Annotated in this window: 16 protein-coding genes and 1 tRNA gene; 7 read left to right on the forward strand and 10 right to left on the reverse strand. The window is 63.9% G+C overall.

All coding sequences use genetic code 11. The features are described from left to right. The first annotated feature begins 176 nt into the window (after positions 1-176). The 5 genes from CEW83_RS01200 (at position 177) to CEW83_RS01220 (ending at position 6,968) form a co-directional block, all read left to right on the forward strand. Complete coding sequence (locus CEW83_RS01200) at positions 177-1,724, forward strand: SLC13 family permease (RefSeq protein WP_108947716.1); 1,548 nt, start codon at positions 177-179, stop codon at positions 1,722-1,724. Between the two features lie 168 nt (positions 1,725-1,892). Beyond that, on the forward strand, positions 1,893-2,591 hold the full coding sequence (locus CEW83_RS01205) for an ABC transporter ATP-binding protein (protein ID WP_108947717.1): 699 nt from the start codon (positions 1,893-1,895) through the stop codon (positions 2,589-2,591). Further along, positions 2,575-5,088: an ABC transporter permease gene (locus CEW83_RS01210; protein ID WP_108947718.1), complete on the forward strand. Its 2,514-nt coding sequence runs from the start codon at positions 2,575-2,577 to the stop codon at positions 5,086-5,088. The genes CEW83_RS01205 and CEW83_RS01210 overlap by 17 nt, the downstream gene beginning before the upstream one ends. Positions 5,089-5,378: 290 nt before the next feature. Further along, entirely contained in the window at positions 5,379-6,698 is a 1,320-nt protein-coding gene (locus tag CEW83_RS01215; protein WP_108951117.1) for a permease, read from the forward strand. Positions 6,699-6,737: 39 nt separating this feature from the next. After that, complete coding sequence (locus tag CEW83_RS01220; protein WP_108947719.1) at positions 6,738-6,968, forward strand: thioredoxin family protein; 231 nt, start codon at positions 6,738-6,740, stop codon at positions 6,966-6,968. Between the two features lie 154 nt (positions 6,969-7,122). Here CEW83_RS01220 and CEW83_RS01225 read toward each other — a convergent pair whose 3' ends face one another. From CEW83_RS01225 to CEW83_RS01235, 3 genes are all read right to left on the reverse strand, one after another. After that, on the reverse strand, positions 7,123-7,983 hold the full coding sequence (locus CEW83_RS01225) for an isocitrate lyase/PEP mutase family protein (RefSeq protein ID WP_108947720.1): 861 nt from the start codon (positions 7,981-7,983) through the stop codon (positions 7,123-7,125). A 482-nt stretch (positions 7,984-8,465) separates the two neighbouring features. Further along, entirely contained in the window at positions 8,466-9,458 is a 993-nt protein-coding gene (locus CEW83_RS01230) for a zinc transporter ZntB (protein ID WP_108951118.1), read from the reverse strand. Between the two features lie 577 nt (positions 9,459-10,035). Then, positions 10,036-10,126: transfer RNA gene (locus CEW83_RS01235), tRNA-Ser, on the reverse strand. 224 nt (positions 10,127-10,350) lie between these two features. On the opposite strand from CEW83_RS01235, the gene CEW83_RS01240 reads away from it, so the two are divergent. Continuing rightward, positions 10,351-11,604 (forward strand): HD-GYP domain-containing protein, encoded by a 1,254-nt coding sequence (locus CEW83_RS01240; protein WP_108947721.1) that lies wholly within the window; start codon positions 10,351-10,353, stop codon positions 11,602-11,604. A 7-nt stretch (positions 11,605-11,611) separates the two neighbouring features. On the opposite strand, the gene CEW83_RS01245 is transcribed toward CEW83_RS01240, so the two are convergent. The 7 genes from CEW83_RS01245 to CEW83_RS01265 all read right to left on the reverse strand — a co-directional run bounded on the left by CEW83_RS01245 (position 11,612) and on the right by CEW83_RS01265 (position 16,073). After that, complete coding sequence (locus CEW83_RS01245) at positions 11,612-11,977, reverse strand: Hpt domain-containing protein (RefSeq protein WP_108947722.1); 366 nt, start codon at positions 11,975-11,977, stop codon at positions 11,612-11,614. Positions 11,978-11,992: 15 nt separating this feature from the next. Next, a complete protein-coding gene (locus CEW83_RS01250) occupies positions 11,993-12,376 on the reverse strand; it encodes a response regulator (protein ID WP_108947723.1) in 384 nt (127 codons plus the stop codon). Then, positions 12,373-12,861, reverse strand: coding sequence for a sensor histidine kinase (locus CEW83_RS21265; protein WP_234418948.1), 489 nt, complete (start codon positions 12,859-12,861; stop codon positions 12,373-12,375). The genes CEW83_RS01250 and CEW83_RS21265 overlap by 4 nt, the downstream gene beginning before the upstream one ends. Continuing rightward, complete coding sequence (locus CEW83_RS21270) at positions 12,816-13,652, reverse strand: hypothetical protein (protein ID WP_234418949.1); 837 nt, start codon at positions 13,650-13,652, stop codon at positions 12,816-12,818. Before CEW83_RS21270 ends, CEW83_RS21265 begins: the two co-directional genes overlap by 46 nt. 430 nt (positions 13,653-14,082) lie before the next feature. Continuing rightward, on the reverse strand, positions 14,083-14,361 hold the full coding sequence (locus CEW83_RS21275; protein WP_234418950.1) for a hypothetical protein: 279 nt from the start codon (positions 14,359-14,361) through the stop codon (positions 14,083-14,085). Positions 14,362-14,572: 211 nt separating this feature from the next. Further along, complete coding sequence (locus CEW83_RS01260) at positions 14,573-15,220, reverse strand: response regulator (protein ID WP_420094111.1); 648 nt, start codon at positions 15,218-15,220, stop codon at positions 14,573-14,575. Between the two features lie 124 nt (positions 15,221-15,344). Beyond that, positions 15,345-16,073: an EAL domain-containing protein gene (locus CEW83_RS01265; RefSeq protein WP_108947724.1), complete on the reverse strand. Its 729-nt coding sequence runs from the start codon at positions 16,071-16,073 to the stop codon at positions 15,345-15,347. Between the two features lie 382 nt (positions 16,074-16,455). On the opposite strand from CEW83_RS01265, the gene CEW83_RS01275 reads away from it, so the two are divergent. Beyond that, positions 16,456-16,842, forward strand: coding sequence for a DUF2237 family protein (locus CEW83_RS01275; protein ID WP_108947726.1), 387 nt, complete (start codon positions 16,456-16,458; stop codon positions 16,840-16,842). The last annotated feature ends 1 nt before the right edge of the window (position 16,843 follow it).

Consider the following 16,843-nt stretch of genomic DNA (forward strand, 5'->3'; position numbering starts at 1 on the left):
GAAGTCGCCGAGGGGCGGCAGAACGGCGCGGCCGATCGGCGCATATGGGGCTAACATGAAAGATCCACTGTTTTCGTGATCGCCGCTCTTGCCTTGTCTGCAGTCGATAGACCCTGTTTCGCTGCGGGGCATGCGATTCGAAAGAATCGAAGATCGCACAGAAAGGAGAAATCGAAATGGCCACCGAGAAACCGGGCGTTCACGCCCATGACGAGGACGTCCTCGCACCGGGAGATCAGCGCAACCCCGAGTACAAGGAGCGTCCGCCGGTTTCGAACCATCCGCTGAACGGACTGCGCCTGGCGGGCCTGCTGGCCGGGCCGATCGTCGCCATCCTGCTGCTGCTCACTCCGGAACCCGAAGGCATGCCGGTCGAGGCATGGCGCCTGGTGGCGATGGCGGTGTGGATGGTGATCTGGTGGCTCAGCGAGTCGGTACCGATCCCGGCGACTGCGCTGCTCCCCATCGTGCTGATGCCACTGCTGGGCATCGACAAGATCGGCCCGGTGGCAGCCAATTACGGACACCCCCTGATCTACCTGTTCCTGGGCGGCTTTCTGCTTGCCGCGGGGATGCAGCGGGTGGGTCTGCACCGCAGAATCGCACTGAGGATCGTCGGCGTGGTCGGCTCGTCGCCGTCGCGAATCATCCTCGGCTTCATGATTGCGACGGCGTTTCTTTCGATGTGGATCTCGAATACCGCAACCACCATCATGATGTACGCCGTCGGCCTCTCGGTGATCGATTTCGTTGCCCGCAAGACCGATGATGAGGCCATGGTCCGCAACTTCGGCGTCGCGCTGATGCTCGCCATCGCCTACAGCGCCTCCATCGGCGGGGTGGGCACGCTGATCGGCACGCCCCCCAACGCGCTGCTGGCGAGCTTTCTGCAGAACACGTACAAGATCGAGATCAGCTTCTTCAGCTGGATGCTGATTGGTGTGCCGGTCGTGGCGGTGATGTTGCCGTTTGCGTGGGTCATCCTGACCCGTCTGCTGTTTCCCGCTCACCGTATCGCCATCGATGACCCCGGAAGCGTGGTCGAGAAGGAGCTTGCTGCGCTGGGCAGCATGTCGCGTGGCGAGAAGCTGGTCGGCATTGTCTTCCTGGGGGCGGCGGCCAGCTGGATACTCCGCGGCCCGCTGGCAAAGCTGACCGGCCTGCCGCTGGACGACACGATCATCGCGCTCACCGCCGCGCTGCTGCTCTTTGCGGTGCCGATTTCGCGCGCGCGGGGCGAGTTTGCGCTCGACTGGGAGGCGGCGCGAAACGTGCCATGGGGTGTCCTGCTGCTGTTCGGCGGCGGTCTGGCGCTGGCCAGCGGATTCGGCTCCACCGGGCTGGCAAAGTGGATCGGCGGTGCGGTGGCGGGGGTCGAGATCAGCACGATCATGCTCGTCCTGCTGGTGACGGTGGCCATCGTGTATCTGACGGAGATCACCTCCAATACCGCGTCGACGGCAACCTTCCTCCCGATCCTCGGCGCGGTGGCGGTGGGGCTCGGGCTCGATCCCCGGATCCTCACCGTTCCGGTGGCGCTGGCGGCGTCGATGGCCTTCATGATGCCGGTTGCCACACCGCCCAATGCGATCGTGTTCTCCTACGAGAAAATGAAGCTGAGCGATATGGTGCGGGCGGGCTTCCTGCTGAACCTGGTGGCCATCGCCGCGTCCTTCGGGCTCTTCGTTCTGCTGGGCGGCTTCGTCTTCGGACTGAAGTTCTGATCGTAGCTGCCGCCGCCGGGGGCACTCAGGCAGCGGCCGGCAAGCGCGGTGCGGCGCGGTGACGATCGTCGCACGCGCCGGTGCCTCGCTCGCGCCGGTTTTGCTGCGCTGCCGAACTTCCGTGGCACCCCGGAGTCATCCCACTTCCACGCCAACAAGGGTCGCCTCATGATTCGTCTGAACCGGCTCAGCATGCACTACGCGCTGGGCAGCACGCGCATCGACATTCTTCGCGATGTCGATCTCCACATCCGTGCCGGTGAGCGGGTCGCGATCGCAGGTCCGTCCGGCACCGGCAAGACGTCGCTGCTGCTCCTGCTCGCCGGCCTGGAGCGACCGGCCTCGGGCTCGGTGGTTTTCGACGGCCGATCGCTCGACGGTCTCGATCGCGATCAGCTCGCCGACCTGCGCCGGGATCACCTGGGCATCGTGTTCCAGTCCTTCCATCTGGTGCCCAGCCTCACGGCGCTCGACAATGCCGCCCTGCCGCTGGAGATCGCCGGGCGGCGCGACGCACGCGAGCGCGCGCGGGCGATGCTCGACAAGGTCGGCCTGGGTGCGCGACTGGACCATTACCCGGGACAGCTCTCCGGTGGTGAGCAGCAGCGGGTGGCCATCGCCCGCGCCCTGGTGCATGAGCCCAAGCTGGTGCTGGCAGACGAGCCGACAGGCAATCTCGATGGCCGCACCGGGGCGGACATTGGCGAGCTGCTCCTCAATCTGAACGCCGAAACCAGCACCACGCTGGTGCTGGTGACCCACGACATGAGCTTTGCCGCCCGTTGCGACCGCCTGCTGCGACTTTCCGGCGGCCGCCTCAGCGAGGGCAACGCGGCCCCGGAGACCGGCGATGCGCAGCCTGCTTAGTCTTGCCTGGCGTGATCTGCGCGGCGGCGGGCGCACGCTGTGGGTGTTCTGCGCCTGCCTGAGCCTGGGCGTGGCCTTGATTGCGGCCAGCGGCGGCCTGTACCGGCAGGTCAGCGCGAGCCTTCTTGCCGACACGCGGGCGCTGTTCGGGGGGGACCTCGAGGTGCGTGTGCGCGCCCCGCTCGACGACGACATGCTCGAATGGATGCGGGCGCGCGGGGCGGTCTCGCGCCTGATCGAATTCCGCACCATGCTGATCACCGGGAGTGGCGACGCCCAACTCGTCGAACTGCAGAGCGTCGATGATGCCTACCCCTTGTACGGCACGCTGCGCTTCGCCCCCGAGCGTTCGCTGGAGGAGGCGACCGCTGAGCGCGACGGGCACCACGGCGTGGTGCTCGACCGTGTGCTGGCGGACCGGCTTGGCCTGGCGCCGGGAGACCGGATCGAGCTCGGCAATGCGAGCCTGGACGTGCGTGCCCTGATCGTGCGTCAGCCCGACCGCAGCCTGCGAGCGGACTGGAGCGGGCCGCCGGTGCTGATCTCGGCCGCAGCCCTCGACGCCACCGGCCTGCTGCAGCCTGGAAGCAGGCCCGCCTATCGCTACCGTGTGCGCACGGACGAGGAGCCGGACGCGTGGCGGATCGCCTTTCTCGACGCATTCCCGGACAGTGAGGCCGAAGTGCGCACCTTCATCGAGCGCAATGCGCGCCTGGGCGAAGTTCTCGGTCAGATTGGTTCGGGCGTGCTGCTGATCGGCTTCAGCGCGCTGTTCATTGGTGGGCTGGGCGTGTTCAACAGCGTGCAGGCCTACCTGCAGGGCAAGCTCGGCACCCTGGCCACGCTGCGTGCGCTCGGCCTGCGCGATGGCCGGCTCGCGGCGGTCTATCTGCTGCAGGTCCTGATTCTGGGTGGCGCTTCTGCCGTGGTCGGGGCTCTGCTTGGCGGTGTCCTGGCGCTTGTCGGCACCGGCGTGGTGGCCGAGCGCCTGCCGCTGGCCGATGACTGGACCATGCTCATCGGTCCGTCGCTGATGGCCGTGCTGTTCGGTGTGGTCATCGCGCTGTTGTTCGCCTTGCCCGCGCTTGGGCGCGCGCTCACGGTGAATCCGGCTGCGCTCTTTCGCGGCGTGCTCGGCGTGGTCACCCACACGCCTGCGCGCGCATGGTGGCTGACGGCGGGCTGTGCGATGGTCGCCGCCGCGCTGCTGCTGGTGGCGATGCCCGACCCCTTGCTCGGCGTCGCCTTCATCGCTGCGCTCTTGCTGGTCCTGGCGCTGCTCGAGGGCGGGGTGCGTCTGCTGCGCACGCTCGCACGGCGCCTGGCCGGGCATCCGGCGCTGGCTGGCCGCTTTACGTTGCGCATCGCGCTGTCCGGCCTGTACCGGCCGGACTCTCCGCTCCGCCCCACGCTGCTGTCGCTGGGCTCGGCGCTGACCTTGCTCGTGGCCTCCACGCTGGTCGTCCATGCCTTGCTCCTGACCATCGAGGAGACCGTGCCCGAGCGGGCCCCGGCGCTGGTGTTCTACGACATCGGCGCGGCACAGAAGGACGAGTTCCGCGCGCTCGTCGAAGCCTCGCCCAGTCTGAGTCAGCTCGATCTCGCGCCGCTGGTGCTGGGTCGCCTGGCCGGCGTCGGCGACGAGGCGCTGCGCGACAGCACGGACGCCCGGCGCCGCCTCGAAGCCAGCGACGAGCAGAAGATGAGTACGCTGCAGAACAACTTCGACCAGGTCGTCGTCACGCGCGGCAACTGGTGGCCGGACGACTATCGCGGACCCGCCCTGGTCGCCATGGAGGACCGCGAGGCCGACCAGCTCGGGCTGAAGGTCGGCGACACGCTGCAATTCGACATCATGGGCGAGCGCGTGAGCGCGAAGCTGGCCGCGATCTATGCGCAGAAGCGCTTCCAGTCGCGCCTGTGGCTGGAGGCGATCTTCTCCGACGGTGTGCTGGACCCCTTCATCACGCGTTACGTGGGCATGGCCTACATGGACGCGGGCGAGGCGGTCGCCGCCCAGAACCGGATTGCCGCAGCGCAGCCGAGCGTCGTCACGGTGCGCACCGCGATGCTGCTCGATGAGGCGCGCGCCATCCTCACCCGGGCTGCCGCGGCCCTGAGCGCGGTCGGCGGCGTCACCTTGCTGGCAAGCCTGCTGGTGCTGGTCAGTGTGGTTGCGGCGAGCCGGGTACGGCAGATCTACCTGGCGACCCTGCTGCACACCTTGGGCGCGCGCGTCGGCGCGATCCGTGCTGCGCTGCATCTGGAGTACCTGCTGCTTGCGCTTGTGACCACGGTGTTTGCGACCGCCGTCGGCAGTGCGTTGGCAGGGCTGCTGCTGCACTACCGACTGCAACTCGACACCGCGCTCGGCTGGTGGATCGGGGGGCTGGTGGCCGCTGTGGTCAGCACCGTCGCCCTGAGCCTGGGGGCGCATCACCTCATGCGGCAACTTCGCCTGTCGCCGGCGGTGCTTTTGCGCGGCTTCGGCGCGTAGGGGGAGGGGCGCTGGCGCGAACAAGGGGGCTGCACGAAGCCGACCCTGAAGGGTTATGCTTTATGCAACGCGCGCAATCTCAAGGTCCGGTTGTTCAGTGCTGCCTGCAAGATCGAACGTGACGCCAGCATGATGAGGATCCTCCCGTCGTGCACCTGGATAAGTGACTGAGGATGATCGGGCAGTGCGGTCTGGCAGCCCGACCCGAAAATTTTCTGCATCCTTTTGCGACTGTGTTCGTCTCCATCAGTGAGACGCTTCAACTGATGGTCCAGTCAAGGAGTTCTGAGATGACCACGCGATTGCGAGAGCTGTACGCCAGCAATACTCGTGAAGGCAACCTGCTTTTCTTCATGCTGGCGGCTTTTCTGCTGATCTACTTTGTTCCCGCCGGAACGACCCGCTTCGACAATGCCGTCCTTGAGGCGGTTCGACTGACCAACTGGTACGCCAGAGAGCACGTCATTCTGTGCTTGCTGCCTGCCTTCCTGATTGCCGGTGCAATGTCGGCATATATCAGTCAGGGGGCGGTCATGCGTTACCTGGGGCCCGAGGCCTCGAAGCCGGTGGCGTTTGGGGTGGCATCGGTTTCGGGCACGCTGCTTGCGGTCTGTTCGTGCACGGTCCTGCCCCTGTTCGGTGGCATCTACAAGCGTGGCGCGGGGCTGGGTGCGGCGATCGCGTTTCTTTATTCAGGACCCGCCATCAATATCATGGCTGTCGTCGTCACCGCCAAGGTGCTGGGAGCAGAGATGGGGATTGCCCGTGCGGTCGGGGCCATTCTGTTTGCACTGGTGATTGGCACGATCATGCACCTGATCTATCGCAAGGAAGAGGCGCAGCGAACGGTCAAGAACAGTCGCGGATTTGGTGGCGATGAAGCAGACAAGCCCATGAGTGTGATTGCGGTCTTTTTCGCACTGATGGTCGGCGTGCTGGTCTTTGCCAACTGGGCCGCAGCCGACAGCGAAACCTGGATGCAGATTTACGCATGGAAGTGGCAGATTACGGCACTGCTCTCCGCGGCCCTGGCCGGCCTGCTGATCTGGCGCTGGCACTGGCCTGTCAATCAGTTGCTGATGCTCACTGCCGCAGTGGTGATTGCGGCTGTGATCGTGCCGAGTGCTCCAGAGCTGCCCTTTGCCATCGGTATTGCGGGTCTGATGATCATTTCGGCACTGCGCGAGCAGGATCGCGAGTGGTCGGTGCAGAGCTGGGACTTTGCCAAGCAGATTCTGCCGCTGCTGCTGGGCGGGGTATTCGTTGCCGGTTTCGCGCTCGGCCGCCCCGGTCACGAGGGCATCATCCCTTCGGAATGGGTCGCGGCGGCCGTGGGTGACAACACACTGAGCTCCACGGTCATTGCCTCGGTCCTGGGCGCGCTGATGTACTTCTCGACCCTGACCGAAGTCCCTATCGTTGACGCACTGATGGGGGCTGGCATGGGCAAGGGGCCGGCGCTGGCGCTCCTGCTGGCAGGGCCCGCGCTGTCCTTGCCGAACATGCTGGTGATCCGCACCATCCTTGGTACGGAGAAAACAGCGGTCTATTGTGCGTTGGTCGTGGTGATGGCCACCATCACCGGCTTCGTTTATGGCAACTGGTCCTGATTCCTTCAACCAGATGTATGGCAACAGTGAGGAAAGAAAATGAAATTCACGATCTACGGCAGCGGCTGTGCCAAATGCAAACAGCTGGCGGCAAATGCAGAAGAAGCAGCAAATGCGAAAGGGCTTGAATACGAGGTCGAGAAAGTGACCGATACCAATGCCATCATCGATGCGGGCATCATGCGCACCCCGGCACTGGCGATCGATGGAGAGATCGTAATTGAGGGCAAGGTCGCCACTGCAGCCGAGGTCCAGCAACTGCTGGCTTGAGCTTCAAGGGGCGGGCACAAGTCTGACTTGAGTCTGCCCCTGTCGTTGCGCGCTGCCTGGTGCAACGATGGGGGTACGCCGCTTCTTCGCCATTGCACCCGGATGGAGTGGCGGAACAGGGGAGAACCGGCCGCACCAAAGCGGCCGGAATCAATCAGCTGTACCGTTTGTCGAGGGCATCCCATTCGGGTTTTCCGACCAGGCGCTGACGTTCGGAAAATGGCGTGACAAGGCCGCTGGATTCGAGGAGCTGTTTCTCGTCGCGCAGCACGGTCAGTGCCTTCTGCATGCCGATCACGGCACCCTGAAGCGCGGCATTGGCATAGAGCACAATGCCGAAACCCAGTTCGCCGAGTTCGGTTGCGCTGAAGATCGGCGTCTTGCCGCCGATCACCATGTTCATCAGCTGCGGTGTGGCCAAGCGTTGCGGCAAGGCGCGAATCTCCTCGGCTGTCGTCACGGCTTCGACGAAGAGGATGTCGGCACCGGCATCGGCGAATTTCTGCGCGCGCTCGACGGCGGCCTCGAAACCATGCACAGCGGCGGCGTCGGTGCGCGCCATGATCAGCAGATTCTCGTCGCGGCGGGCGTCGACCGCAGCCTTGATCTTGCTCACCGCTTCCTCGGTCGAGATCACGTCCTTGCCGTTGAAGTGACCGCAGCGCTTGGGCGCCACCTGGTCTTCGAGCTGAATGCAGTCGGCCCCGGCACGCTCCAGCGTGCGCACCGTGTGGTAGACGTTGAGTGCATTGCCGAAGCCGGTGTCGGCATCGACGATGAGCGGCACGTCGACGGCATCACGGATGCGCGCCGTGTGGTCGGCGATCTCGGCGAGGCCCATGAAACCCTGATCGGGCATGCCGTACCACATGTTGGTGACGCCAGCGCCGGTGATGTAGATGGCCTCGTAGCCGAGATCAGCGATGACGCGGGCCGACAGCGCATTGAACGCGCCCGGCACGATGACGCCGCGCTTGGCGGCAACCAGTTCCTTGAGTTTCTTGCGGGTCGACACGGTGAATTCCTTGGTCTGAACAAACGGCTGGGGGCGCTCACCCCGTATTCCATCAGGAAGCGGGCTGGTTCGCACCGGCTTTCAAATGAACCACGGAGCTTAGACGAACTTCGTGGAGTCCGGCCAAACCGGCGGTAATCAAACTGAGAGAGCGGCCTCAGCGCTTGAGGCGTCCCCTTGGATGCCCATCCAATACTTTGGCCGACGGGGCAGGGGGATCACGGGGGAAGCCCCGTGGTGACATACGTCAGACATTCTCATGTTGAGCACTTGGGGCAGTAGCGTCCGCTTCCTGCCCCTTTTGATGACTAAAGATGTCGCAGCTGCCGATTGTCCAAGCCCAGAAACGCGAACCCCCACTCAATCTGGAACAGCCGGGGCGACGGGAATGGCGGGAGCTGACGGCGAACTCACAAGCCCGGGGGGTATGACGGCAGCGTCTGACGCAGCAGAAGCGAAATCCGATCAGGTAGTGACGACCGCTAGAACCATTTCAGGCGGCGCATCACCAGGATCTGCAGGAACACCAGCACCAGCAGGAAGGCGCTGAGCGCGGCAAACGCCCAAGGCGTGTCCTGAGCGCCAGGCAGGCCATCCACGTTGACGCCGAGCAGGCCGGTGATGAAACCCAGCGGCAGCATGATGGTGGCGACGATGGCGAGCATGTACATGTTCCTGTTCATCGACTCGGCCACGCGGTTGGCCACCTCGTCCTGGATCACGGCGGCGCGTTCGCGAATGACGTCGAGGTCTTCGACGTAGCGCATGGTGCGGTCCGAGATTTCGCGCAGCTGAGCCTTGTGCCGCTCGTGCAGCCATTCAACAGGTTCCCCCAGGATGCGCGACAGGGCCTCGCGCTGTGGCGCCAGGTAGCGCCGCAGGCTGATGGCCTGGCGCCGCAGCGAAGCCAGCCGGGTCCGCACTTCCTCGCGCTCTCCGGTGACCACCTGTTCCTCCAGGTCGTCCGCTGCCTCATCGAGTTGCTCGATCACGGGCGACAAGCGGTTGACCAGCAGTCCCGCAACCTCCACCAGAAAATCCCCCGTGTCGCGTGGCCCTTTGCCCCGGGCGATCTGTTCGCGGATGTCGTCGATGGCCATCAGCCGGCGTCGGCGGGAAGTCACGATGCGCCCGGGTTCGAGCCAGATGCGCAGCGACACCATGTCGTCGGGATCGGCGCCGGGGTTGAGGTTGACGCCCCGCAGGTTCACCAGCAGGTTGCCGTCCATGGTCAGCGCGCGCGGCCGCGTCTCCTCGGCCAGCAGGTTGTCGGCCACCAGCGCATCCAGCCCGCTGCCCCCCTGCAGCCACGACCGGGTCGCCTCGGCCTTCCGGTTGAAGTGCATCCACAGCAGACCGTCACCAGGTCGCCAGGCACGCACGCCGTCCCAGCCGGTAGCCTGCCAGCGGCCGTCTGGCTGCTGCAGGTAGGCGCACACCAGACCGTCTTCGTCGTTGCTTTCGTTGCTTCCCACGGCATTCTCCAGATCACTGGATTCAAAGTTCAAAGGGGTCAAGTTCAAAGGGGTCAGAGTCGTTTGATCGACAGCTTCCGCAAAGGGCTGGCCATAATGCACAGGCACATGTGCAGCCGCAACCAACAAAGACCTGACCGTGGGGCGCCTGTGCTCACCTCACTGGCGCTGTGATACCAGTCCTTCATCGAAGAATCAGCCCGTAACGCCCCAAAAAACGTGTCCGTCGCGGGGTGCAAAAAGGAATCTCGATCCTGTGGAACTGAGCGTGCGTGGTATCAAGCTAGAAACCCACCCCGTGCCTATCTCCCGCTCTGCCTTCATCCTCGCCGTCACGGTCGTCAGCGTGGCCGGTGAGTGCGTGATGGAAGTCCCGCGCGATCAGGGAGTTTCGGCACACTGCTCGAAGTGAATCGGAGAGGTTCTTACGTGCGGCCACAGCGCTTGGTGGCGGGCCTCGCGGACGGCTGGGCGTCAAGCGTCAGTTGCCGCTCGTCCCTAAGTATCTTGATATGCCCGGTGGGAGATCGGGGCACAAATGAAAAACGCCCTGAAGTGGGCGTGTTTACTGGCGTTCTGGCGGAGAGGGCGGGATTCGAACCCGCGTTGGGATATTATCCCAAACACGCTTTCCAGGCGTGCGACTTAAACCACTCATCCACCTCTCCGTGGAAGCCGCGCATTCTAGCGGGTTCGGTTGCCCAGGGGAAGGGTTCCCGGGATCTTTTTCTGTAGTGGGCATTCGGGGCGCCGCGCGCCCGTTCATCCTCTTTGTTGAGAATGAGAACTGCACTCAGTGAAATGGCGGCTAGAATGCAGGGTAACTCAATCCCCATTTCTCGGTATTTTGCTCTGCTTTGCCCGGGCATGCCTGTAAAACAAGGTCTTCGTGATGATTAAGCTGAATCTCCACGATGCGATTCTGGCCCTGACAAACTCACTCGATTACGTGGGTGTAGACGCGATGCAGCACGGCAAGCGTGTTGGTCATATGGCTTCTCTCGTCGCGCACACGCTGGGATGGTCGGAGGCGCGCGGCAGGCACATGTTGCATGCCGGCATGCTTCACGACTACGGCGTGTCCCATGTCAGGGAAGATCGCCATCTCAATGATTCGCTGGAGTGGGACGGTGCCGAGGCGCATTGCGTGCGGGGAGCGGCTTACCTTGAGGCATGTCCGGCGCTGTCCGGATTTCGCGACATCGTTCGGTACCACCACCGCAACTGGAGCGAGTTGGCGGAGGTGTCGGGGCTTGCGCCCGACACGGCGCTTGAGGCCAACCTGATCTGTCTGGTTGATCGCGCCGATGTGCTGCTTACGCCTTATCTGAGTGGCGGCCACCTGCACAACAATATCGTCTGGGAAAGTCACCAGATCGTGGAGCGTCTCAGACCGCTGTCGGGGCATCAGTTTGCGCCTGTGCTGGTGGAGGCGTTTGCACGAACGGCGGCGTCCGAGGCGTTCTGGTTGTCGATGGAGCCCGGTTATCTGGACGAAGAACTGTCGTCACGATGCAAACAGGCGCCGCCGGCACTGGTTGCAGTGCAGGATCTGCGTGAGCTGGCGGGGCTGATGGCGCGGGTGATTGATGCCAAGAGCCATTACACCGACGACCATTCGCGGCGGGTTGCTGCGATCAGCCGCCACCTCGCAGCAGTGATGGGGCGTGGCGGTGACGATCTCGTGATGATCGAGATTGCCGGACTGCTGCACGATGTCGGAAAACTCCGCGTGCCAGAGGACATCATCGCGAAGCCCGGTGCGCTGACCCGTGAGGAGCATGCGTACATCACCCGCCACAGCTACGATACCTACCGCATCCTGATGCAGCTCTTTCCGCAGACGCCTATTCCGCGGTGGGCCGGTGCCCACCACGAAAATCTGCTTGGTGAGGGCTATCCGTTCAGGCGCGATGCGAGCCAGATTGAACTCGAGTCCAGAATTCTGTCGGTCGCCGACATCTTTCAGGCCTTGCTGCAGGATCGGCCGTACCGTCCGCGACTTACGCTGGACGAGGTGATTCTGTGCATGACCTCGATGGTGGTCGAGGGGCGGCTGGACGGCGAGGTACTGTCGGTGCTGATTCGCGAGCGGGAGGCGTGCCTGCGGCTGGCCTCGTCAGAGTTTCCGTTGCCTTCGTTCTGATCCGGGGCTAGTGCTTGCTCGCTTGCAGGTAGAGGTTCGCTTCGTTTGCGACGGCGACGAGTTCGGCGTGCAGGTCGTTGGGCAGGCTGGGGGGCACCGTGGCGGCCTGCTTGCAGGTGAGTTCGAGCGCGCTGGCAAGCTGTGCGCCGGTGTCTGCGTGGAGCTGCGCCAGGGTGCCGCGAAGCGAGTGCGCGATGCGTTGCAGGCGAAGCGTGTCGGCCGGATCTGCCGCCGAGAGCAGCTCCTTGGCAACGTCGTCCTGCCACGAGATGAAGTAGGTCAGGACGTTTTGCACCACTTCCGGGCTGTCCATCAAGTCCTCAAGCATGGCCTTGGGGCTGAAGTGTTTGAACTTGCTGGAACGATGGGGCATGGTGGATTCGCTCGTTCAGGCTCGAAGTGCGCGCGGGGTGTCGGCGCTGCCGACCTCCTGCGCCATCGTGGTGAGGTTGACGGGTTTGATCAGGATGTCATCGAAGCCGGCATTCAGAAAACGGTCGCGTTCGTGCGGCATGGCATGCGCGGTGCAGGCGACGATATGCAGATCCGACCAGTCGGGATTGCCACGGCTGCGTTCGCAGGCGCTGAGGCCGCTGATGCCAGGTATGGAAGTGTCGAGCAGCATGGTGACCCGGCGAACCGTGGTGAGGCGTGCCCGCATCGGCTCGGCGCCGTCGAATTCCTCGGTCGACCACCCAAGGCGCTTGATTAGCGCGCTCGCCAGTTTCCTGTTGATGGAGTTGTCGTCGACGATGAAGGTGAGGGCGCTCATGCTGTTTCCTGGTCAGTGTTCAGGCTTGCGCGCGCTGGAATGGTTATCCGGAAGCACGATCCTACGCCTTCTTCCGAGTTTGCCTCAATATGTCCGCCCATCAGCCTGACCACATTCTTCGCCAGCGACAGCCCCAGGCCGGCTCCGGACTGGGTGCGGGTGAGGAAGTTTTCGGTGCGGTCGAAGGGTTCGAAGATGTGTTCAAGTTCGGCGGGCGCAATGCCGACGCCGCTGTCGCGGATGCTGAGGGTGATCCAGTCCGGCGTGGTTTCGAGGCTGAGCCATACATCACCCGATGGCGCGAACTTGATCGCGTTCGACAGCAGCTTGTTCAGCACCTGGCGCAGCCGCAGCGGGTCGGCCTCGATCGGGCTCTGTGGCGGCAGTTCGGCATGCAGGCTTATCCCTTTGCCCGCTGCACTCATCGCATGCATTGAGATCACGCTGCGCACGAGTTCGCAGAGGCCGATGGGTTCGGGTCGCATCTCAAGGCGCCCGGCCTCGATTGTCGCCAGATCGAGCTCGTCATCAAGGCGGTCGACAGCGACAGACCAGCCGCCGTGCGCTGCAGACTGGACCGGATCTCGCTCACCAGGCTGTCGCGCTGCAGCGCCATGAGCGTGTCGGATTCGGCGGTCATCGCACCGATACGTTCGGCGGATGCGGTGGCGGCGCGGTGGAAGTCCTCGACATTGGCGCCGATGGTGATGAACCCGAAGCCGCGCGGCGAGTTGCCGAAACGCCCCGTGTAATAGGGGATGGCGGCCGCTGTCGTGAGCTCTTGCAAGCCGCTGAGAACGATGACGAAAGAGCCCGATCCGCCGTGCGCAGTGAGATCATTCCAGCCCGAACACTGTGGCGAGAAGTGGAGATAGCGGCAGTCCAGTGCAACGAGACCACAGGCCGTGGATTCCGGGTGGGGGTCGCGGCTGATGCGCTGATCGCGGAGGGGGGGGGCGGCTGCGAATGCTTCCCATGGTAGACCGCTCTGTTTCCTCTGCGCGTAGAGCTCGGTGTCGAGCCATGGCGCGGGCCGCTCGCCGGTCAGTGCGGCGTGGCCGGCGATGAAGTAGTCACGAGGGTGCGAAATGCTGCGGCCCAGGTGGCCCCACATGAAGGCGTAGTTTACCGATGCCGGGTCGGCAATCGCCGATCTGCGCTCGGGGGTGGGGCGCAGCGAGTCGGTGAACGTCATTAGATGGGCATGGTCGAGGGCGAGGGGGACGTAGCCGATGATCTGTCCGTCCCGCTCCACCGGCGTCGCCCACCGGATCATGCCGCGAAATCGTTTTGCCGACCGGGTTTTCGAGGCCGGCCTGGCCGGAGCGCTCCAGCACAAATGCCTGCCCTTTCCGGGCAGCCACTGCGGGCGTGCAGGGGCCGATCCAGTCTGTTCGGATCTGCTCGCCGACGAGGTTCGAGACATGGATCTCGCCAGGCTTCAGTGCTTGCAAGTCGCGCCAGCAGGTTTCGGCATGGAGCAAGTTGTGCTCGCGTGCGCTGACGTCGCGCAGTTCGGTCGCCGTGTCTGCGACCGCCTTCAGCTGCTCCTTGTCGTCGAGTCCGATGAAAGTGATCTCCAGGAACAGCGGTCGTGTGGGCATGCGCCCGGTGACCTCGGGTTCGCGATAGTGGAAGTTCGTGGCGTTATCGGGGAGCGGCGCACCGACTTGCGTGGGCGCGCGCGTGATCTGTTCGCTTGGCTCTCACGCGCGTCCGTCCGCCATTGGCCGGTAAGGGCCGTGCCCCTCGAGCTCGCGCACATGGGTCGTGATGAAGCGGTGGTATGCGTCGGACTGTGTCGGCAGGCTGGCCGCGTGCAGAACATCCTTGTCGCGATCGTGGAGGAAGCGGGCGACAATGCGTGCGGTATTGGTTGTGAGCGTTTCGATTGCTTCGCGGGAGCGATCGTCCAGCGCGGCAATTGCATCGTCGATTGCGGTCCGGGCCGTGCGCTGCTGGGTGTCGCGCATGGTATCTGCCATGCCCTGTGCGTCGTCAGTGACTGACTGGCCGAGGTCGCGTACGGCGGTCCAGGCGAACCACGCAAGCAGCAGCGGGATGACCTTGATTGCGATGAAGATGCCGATCAGCTTGGCCCTGAGGCTGAAGCGCGCGCCCCCGTGGCTGCGCAGTAGTGGGAAGCTGGCCGGAACGCGCGTAGGGGCGCCAAACGTGAAGTCCCGGCCGCCGGGGTCAGGCTGGCGGCTGGCTGGTTACAGTCCGAAGGTTGCGCTGCCGGCGAATGCGTGCAATCTGTGCCTGAATGTAGCCGTGCAACTCGCGGAAGGGAACCGGCTTTCCGTAAACGGTGACGTCGTCCGGTAGTCCACCCTCGGCGGCGATCTCCTCGGGTGACAGCACCGAGACGACCACAATAGGCAGATCCTGGGTCGCCGGATTGTCGCGCAGGCGACGAATCATCTGGAACCCGTCCAGGCCGCTCATCCTCAGGTCGGCAATCAGCAGATCCGGCATGCTGCGCCCGACTTCCAGCAGTGCGTCGAGGCCGTTGCCGAACATCTGGATTTCGAGTGGCAGTCCCCACTTTGCCATCGTTTCGCGGTAGACGGTCTGCAGCAGGAGGTCGTCTTCGAGCACCATGATGCTCAGCTTGTCGCCGTGCGGGCGGGCAACCGGCGCGGCCGCTGCAGGCTGGGGGGTTACGTTCGAAAGCAGGGCATCAACCGAATCCTGCCTGATGCGGCGGTGACCCCCGGCCGTCTTCCATGCGACCAGTTTGCCGTGCTCGACCATCTGTTGGACAGCACCCAGCGACAGGCCGAGTTGCCGCGCAGCTTGGGCCGTGCTGATGAACTCTGAAGGGTTGTCGGCAGAAGCCATGATCGTTAATTGCCAATAACTGGAGTCAACGTCAAAAATAGCAGTTATTTGTGGCTGGCGCCAAGAGAATATGACATTGTGCGTGAGCTTTTCGGCGTGGTCGAGGCTGCATCCCGTGCTGGCATTAGCCTGCAAGTGATTGCCGCGATTCTGTTTTTTTCGGTTGTTCGCGGGGAGGCTTCTTACGGAAGCCGTTGGAGACGAAATGAACGAGAACGCAGGTTTCGAGCCGATTGGTGTCGAGGGGAATGCGGAGCAGATACTCGAGCACCGGAATGAATTCCACCGGCGACATCAGGCCGCGTTCAGGATGCTGCCAGCGCAACAGTGCCTCTGCGCCCACGATCTTGCCGTTACGCAGATCCATCTGCGGCTGATAGATGAGATGAAACTCATCATTTTCCCGCGCACGTCGCAGCGCAGGCTCGATATCGAGCGCGGCAAGCGCGCTATGCGAAGCTTGCTGGCTGGCCATCTCGACGGTTTTGCCCTGATGACGGGCCGAACGCTGGGCCTCTTGTGCGAGGTTGATCAGCTGTTCGACATCGTGTCCGTGCACCGGGTAGAGGGCGATGCCTGCGGTCAGTGACAGAAAGGCCTCCTGCCCATCCACATGCACTGGATAATCGAGCGTTTCGAGGACCTGCTCGAGCCGGTGGCGCAGCTCGTCTTCGCTTGCGCCCCACAGCAGTACCGCGAACTCGTCACCCCCGACGCGTGCCACGTCGCCACCCAGTAGTTCTAGCTTCTTCAGGCGCTGCGCGACCTGAACCTGCAGGCGGAGCTCGATGTCGAGGCGGCCTTCGCCGCGGCGGCCGGCACTCGGCGAATGCAGCAACGCCCGCTGCGCCATCGGCGGCCTCGACGATCTCGTATCCTTGCTTGCTCAGCACGCCGTGCAGCAGGCTGCGGGTTACCGGGTCGTCATCGACGACCAGTAATCTTGTTGTAGTCGGTTCGTTCATGCAGCGTCTCCGGGCGGACCTGCAACCCCGGACGTCGGAGAGAAACGGATGGCAGGCCACGCGCCGTTCTTGCGCAAATGCCGTTTGTTGACGTGACGTGATTACGCTTCGACGTGCATTTTGTCCCGATTGCAACTTATTGACATCGTGCGGGCCGACACATGCGGGGTTATTTGACTCAGTTTGACTGTCTGGTACAAATCGGCCTTGCCCGCGGGGCCCGTTTGTTGGAAATTAGGGGTTCACGCAATCTGTGCAGGACGCCCGATCATGTCTTCTTCACGCAACGTCCTTGGTGGCCCGCTGCTGGCCTGCAGTTACTCGCCGCTGACGGGCTTTTATCGCACGGGCTGCTGCGAAACCGGGCCCGACGACAGTGGCCTGCATCTCGTATGCACCCGTGTCACCGCGGACTTTCTCGCTTTTTCGACAGCTGCCGGCAACGACTTGTCGACACCACGGCCCGAGTACCGCTTCGCCGGTCTGAAGCCGGGGGATCGCTGGTGTCTCTGTGCTCTGCGCTGGCTTGAGGCACTGGATGCGGGGGCTGCACCGCCCGTGGTGCTTGAGGCGACCAACGAGGCGGTGCTGGAACTGGTCGACTTCGATACGCTCAAGGCGCATGCCTATGGGGCGCGTACCGGGTCGGGAGGGTGAG

The sequence above is a fragment of the Parazoarcus communis genome, assembly GCF_003111645.1.
GTDB classification, from domain to species: domain Bacteria; phylum Pseudomonadota; class Gammaproteobacteria; order Burkholderiales; family Rhodocyclaceae; genus Parazoarcus; species Parazoarcus communis_A.

Bases quoted from the DNA above. Each gene is read 5' to 3' on its own strand.
- CEW83_RS01200 (WP_108947716.1), top strand. From the start codon at position 177: ATGGCCACCGAGAAACCGGGCGTTCACGCCCATGACGAGGACGTCCTC.
- CEW83_RS01205 (WP_108947717.1), top strand. From the start codon at position 1,893: ATGATTCGTCTGAACCGGCTCAGCATGCACTACGCGCTGGGCAGCACG.
- CEW83_RS01210 (WP_108947718.1), top strand. From the start codon at position 2,575: ATGCGCAGCCTGCTTAGTCTTGCCTGGCGTGATCTGCGCGGCGGCGGG.
- CEW83_RS01215 (WP_108951117.1), top strand. From the start codon at position 5,379: ATGACCACGCGATTGCGAGAGCTGTACGCCAGCAATACTCGTGAAGGC.
- CEW83_RS01220 (WP_108947719.1), top strand. From the start codon at position 6,738: ATGAAATTCACGATCTACGGCAGCGGCTGTGCCAAATGCAAACAGCTG.
- CEW83_RS01240 (WP_108947721.1), top strand. From the start codon at position 10,351: ATGATTAAGCTGAATCTCCACGATGCGATTCTGGCCCTGACAAACTCA.
- CEW83_RS01245 (WP_108947722.1), bottom strand. From the start codon at position 11,977: ATGCCCCATCGTTCCAGCAAGTTCAAACACTTCAGCCCCAAGGCCATG.
- CEW83_RS01250 (WP_108947723.1), bottom strand. From the start codon at position 12,376: ATGAGCGCCCTCACCTTCATCGTCGACGACAACTCCATCAACAGGAAA.
- CEW83_RS21265 (WP_234418948.1), bottom strand. From the start codon at position 12,861: ATGCGACCCGAACCCATCGGCCTCTGCGAACTCGTGCGCAGCGTGATC.
- CEW83_RS21270 (WP_234418949.1), bottom strand. From the start codon at position 13,652: ATGATCCGGTGGGCGACGCCGGTGGAGCGGGACGGACAGATCATCGGC.
- CEW83_RS21275 (WP_234418950.1), bottom strand. From the start codon at position 14,361: ATGGCAGATACCATGCGCGACACCCAGCAGCGCACGGCCCGGACCGCA.
- CEW83_RS01260 (WP_420094111.1), bottom strand. From the start codon at position 15,220: ATGGCTTCTGCCGACAACCCTTCAGAGTTCATCAGCACGGCCCAAGCT.
- CEW83_RS01265 (WP_108947724.1), bottom strand. From the start codon at position 16,073: ATGGCGCAGCGGGCGTTGCTGCATTCGCCGAGTGCCGGCCGCCGCGGC.
- CEW83_RS01275 (WP_108947726.1), top strand. From the start codon at position 16,456: ATGTCTTCTTCACGCAACGTCCTTGGTGGCCCGCTGCTGGCCTGCAGT.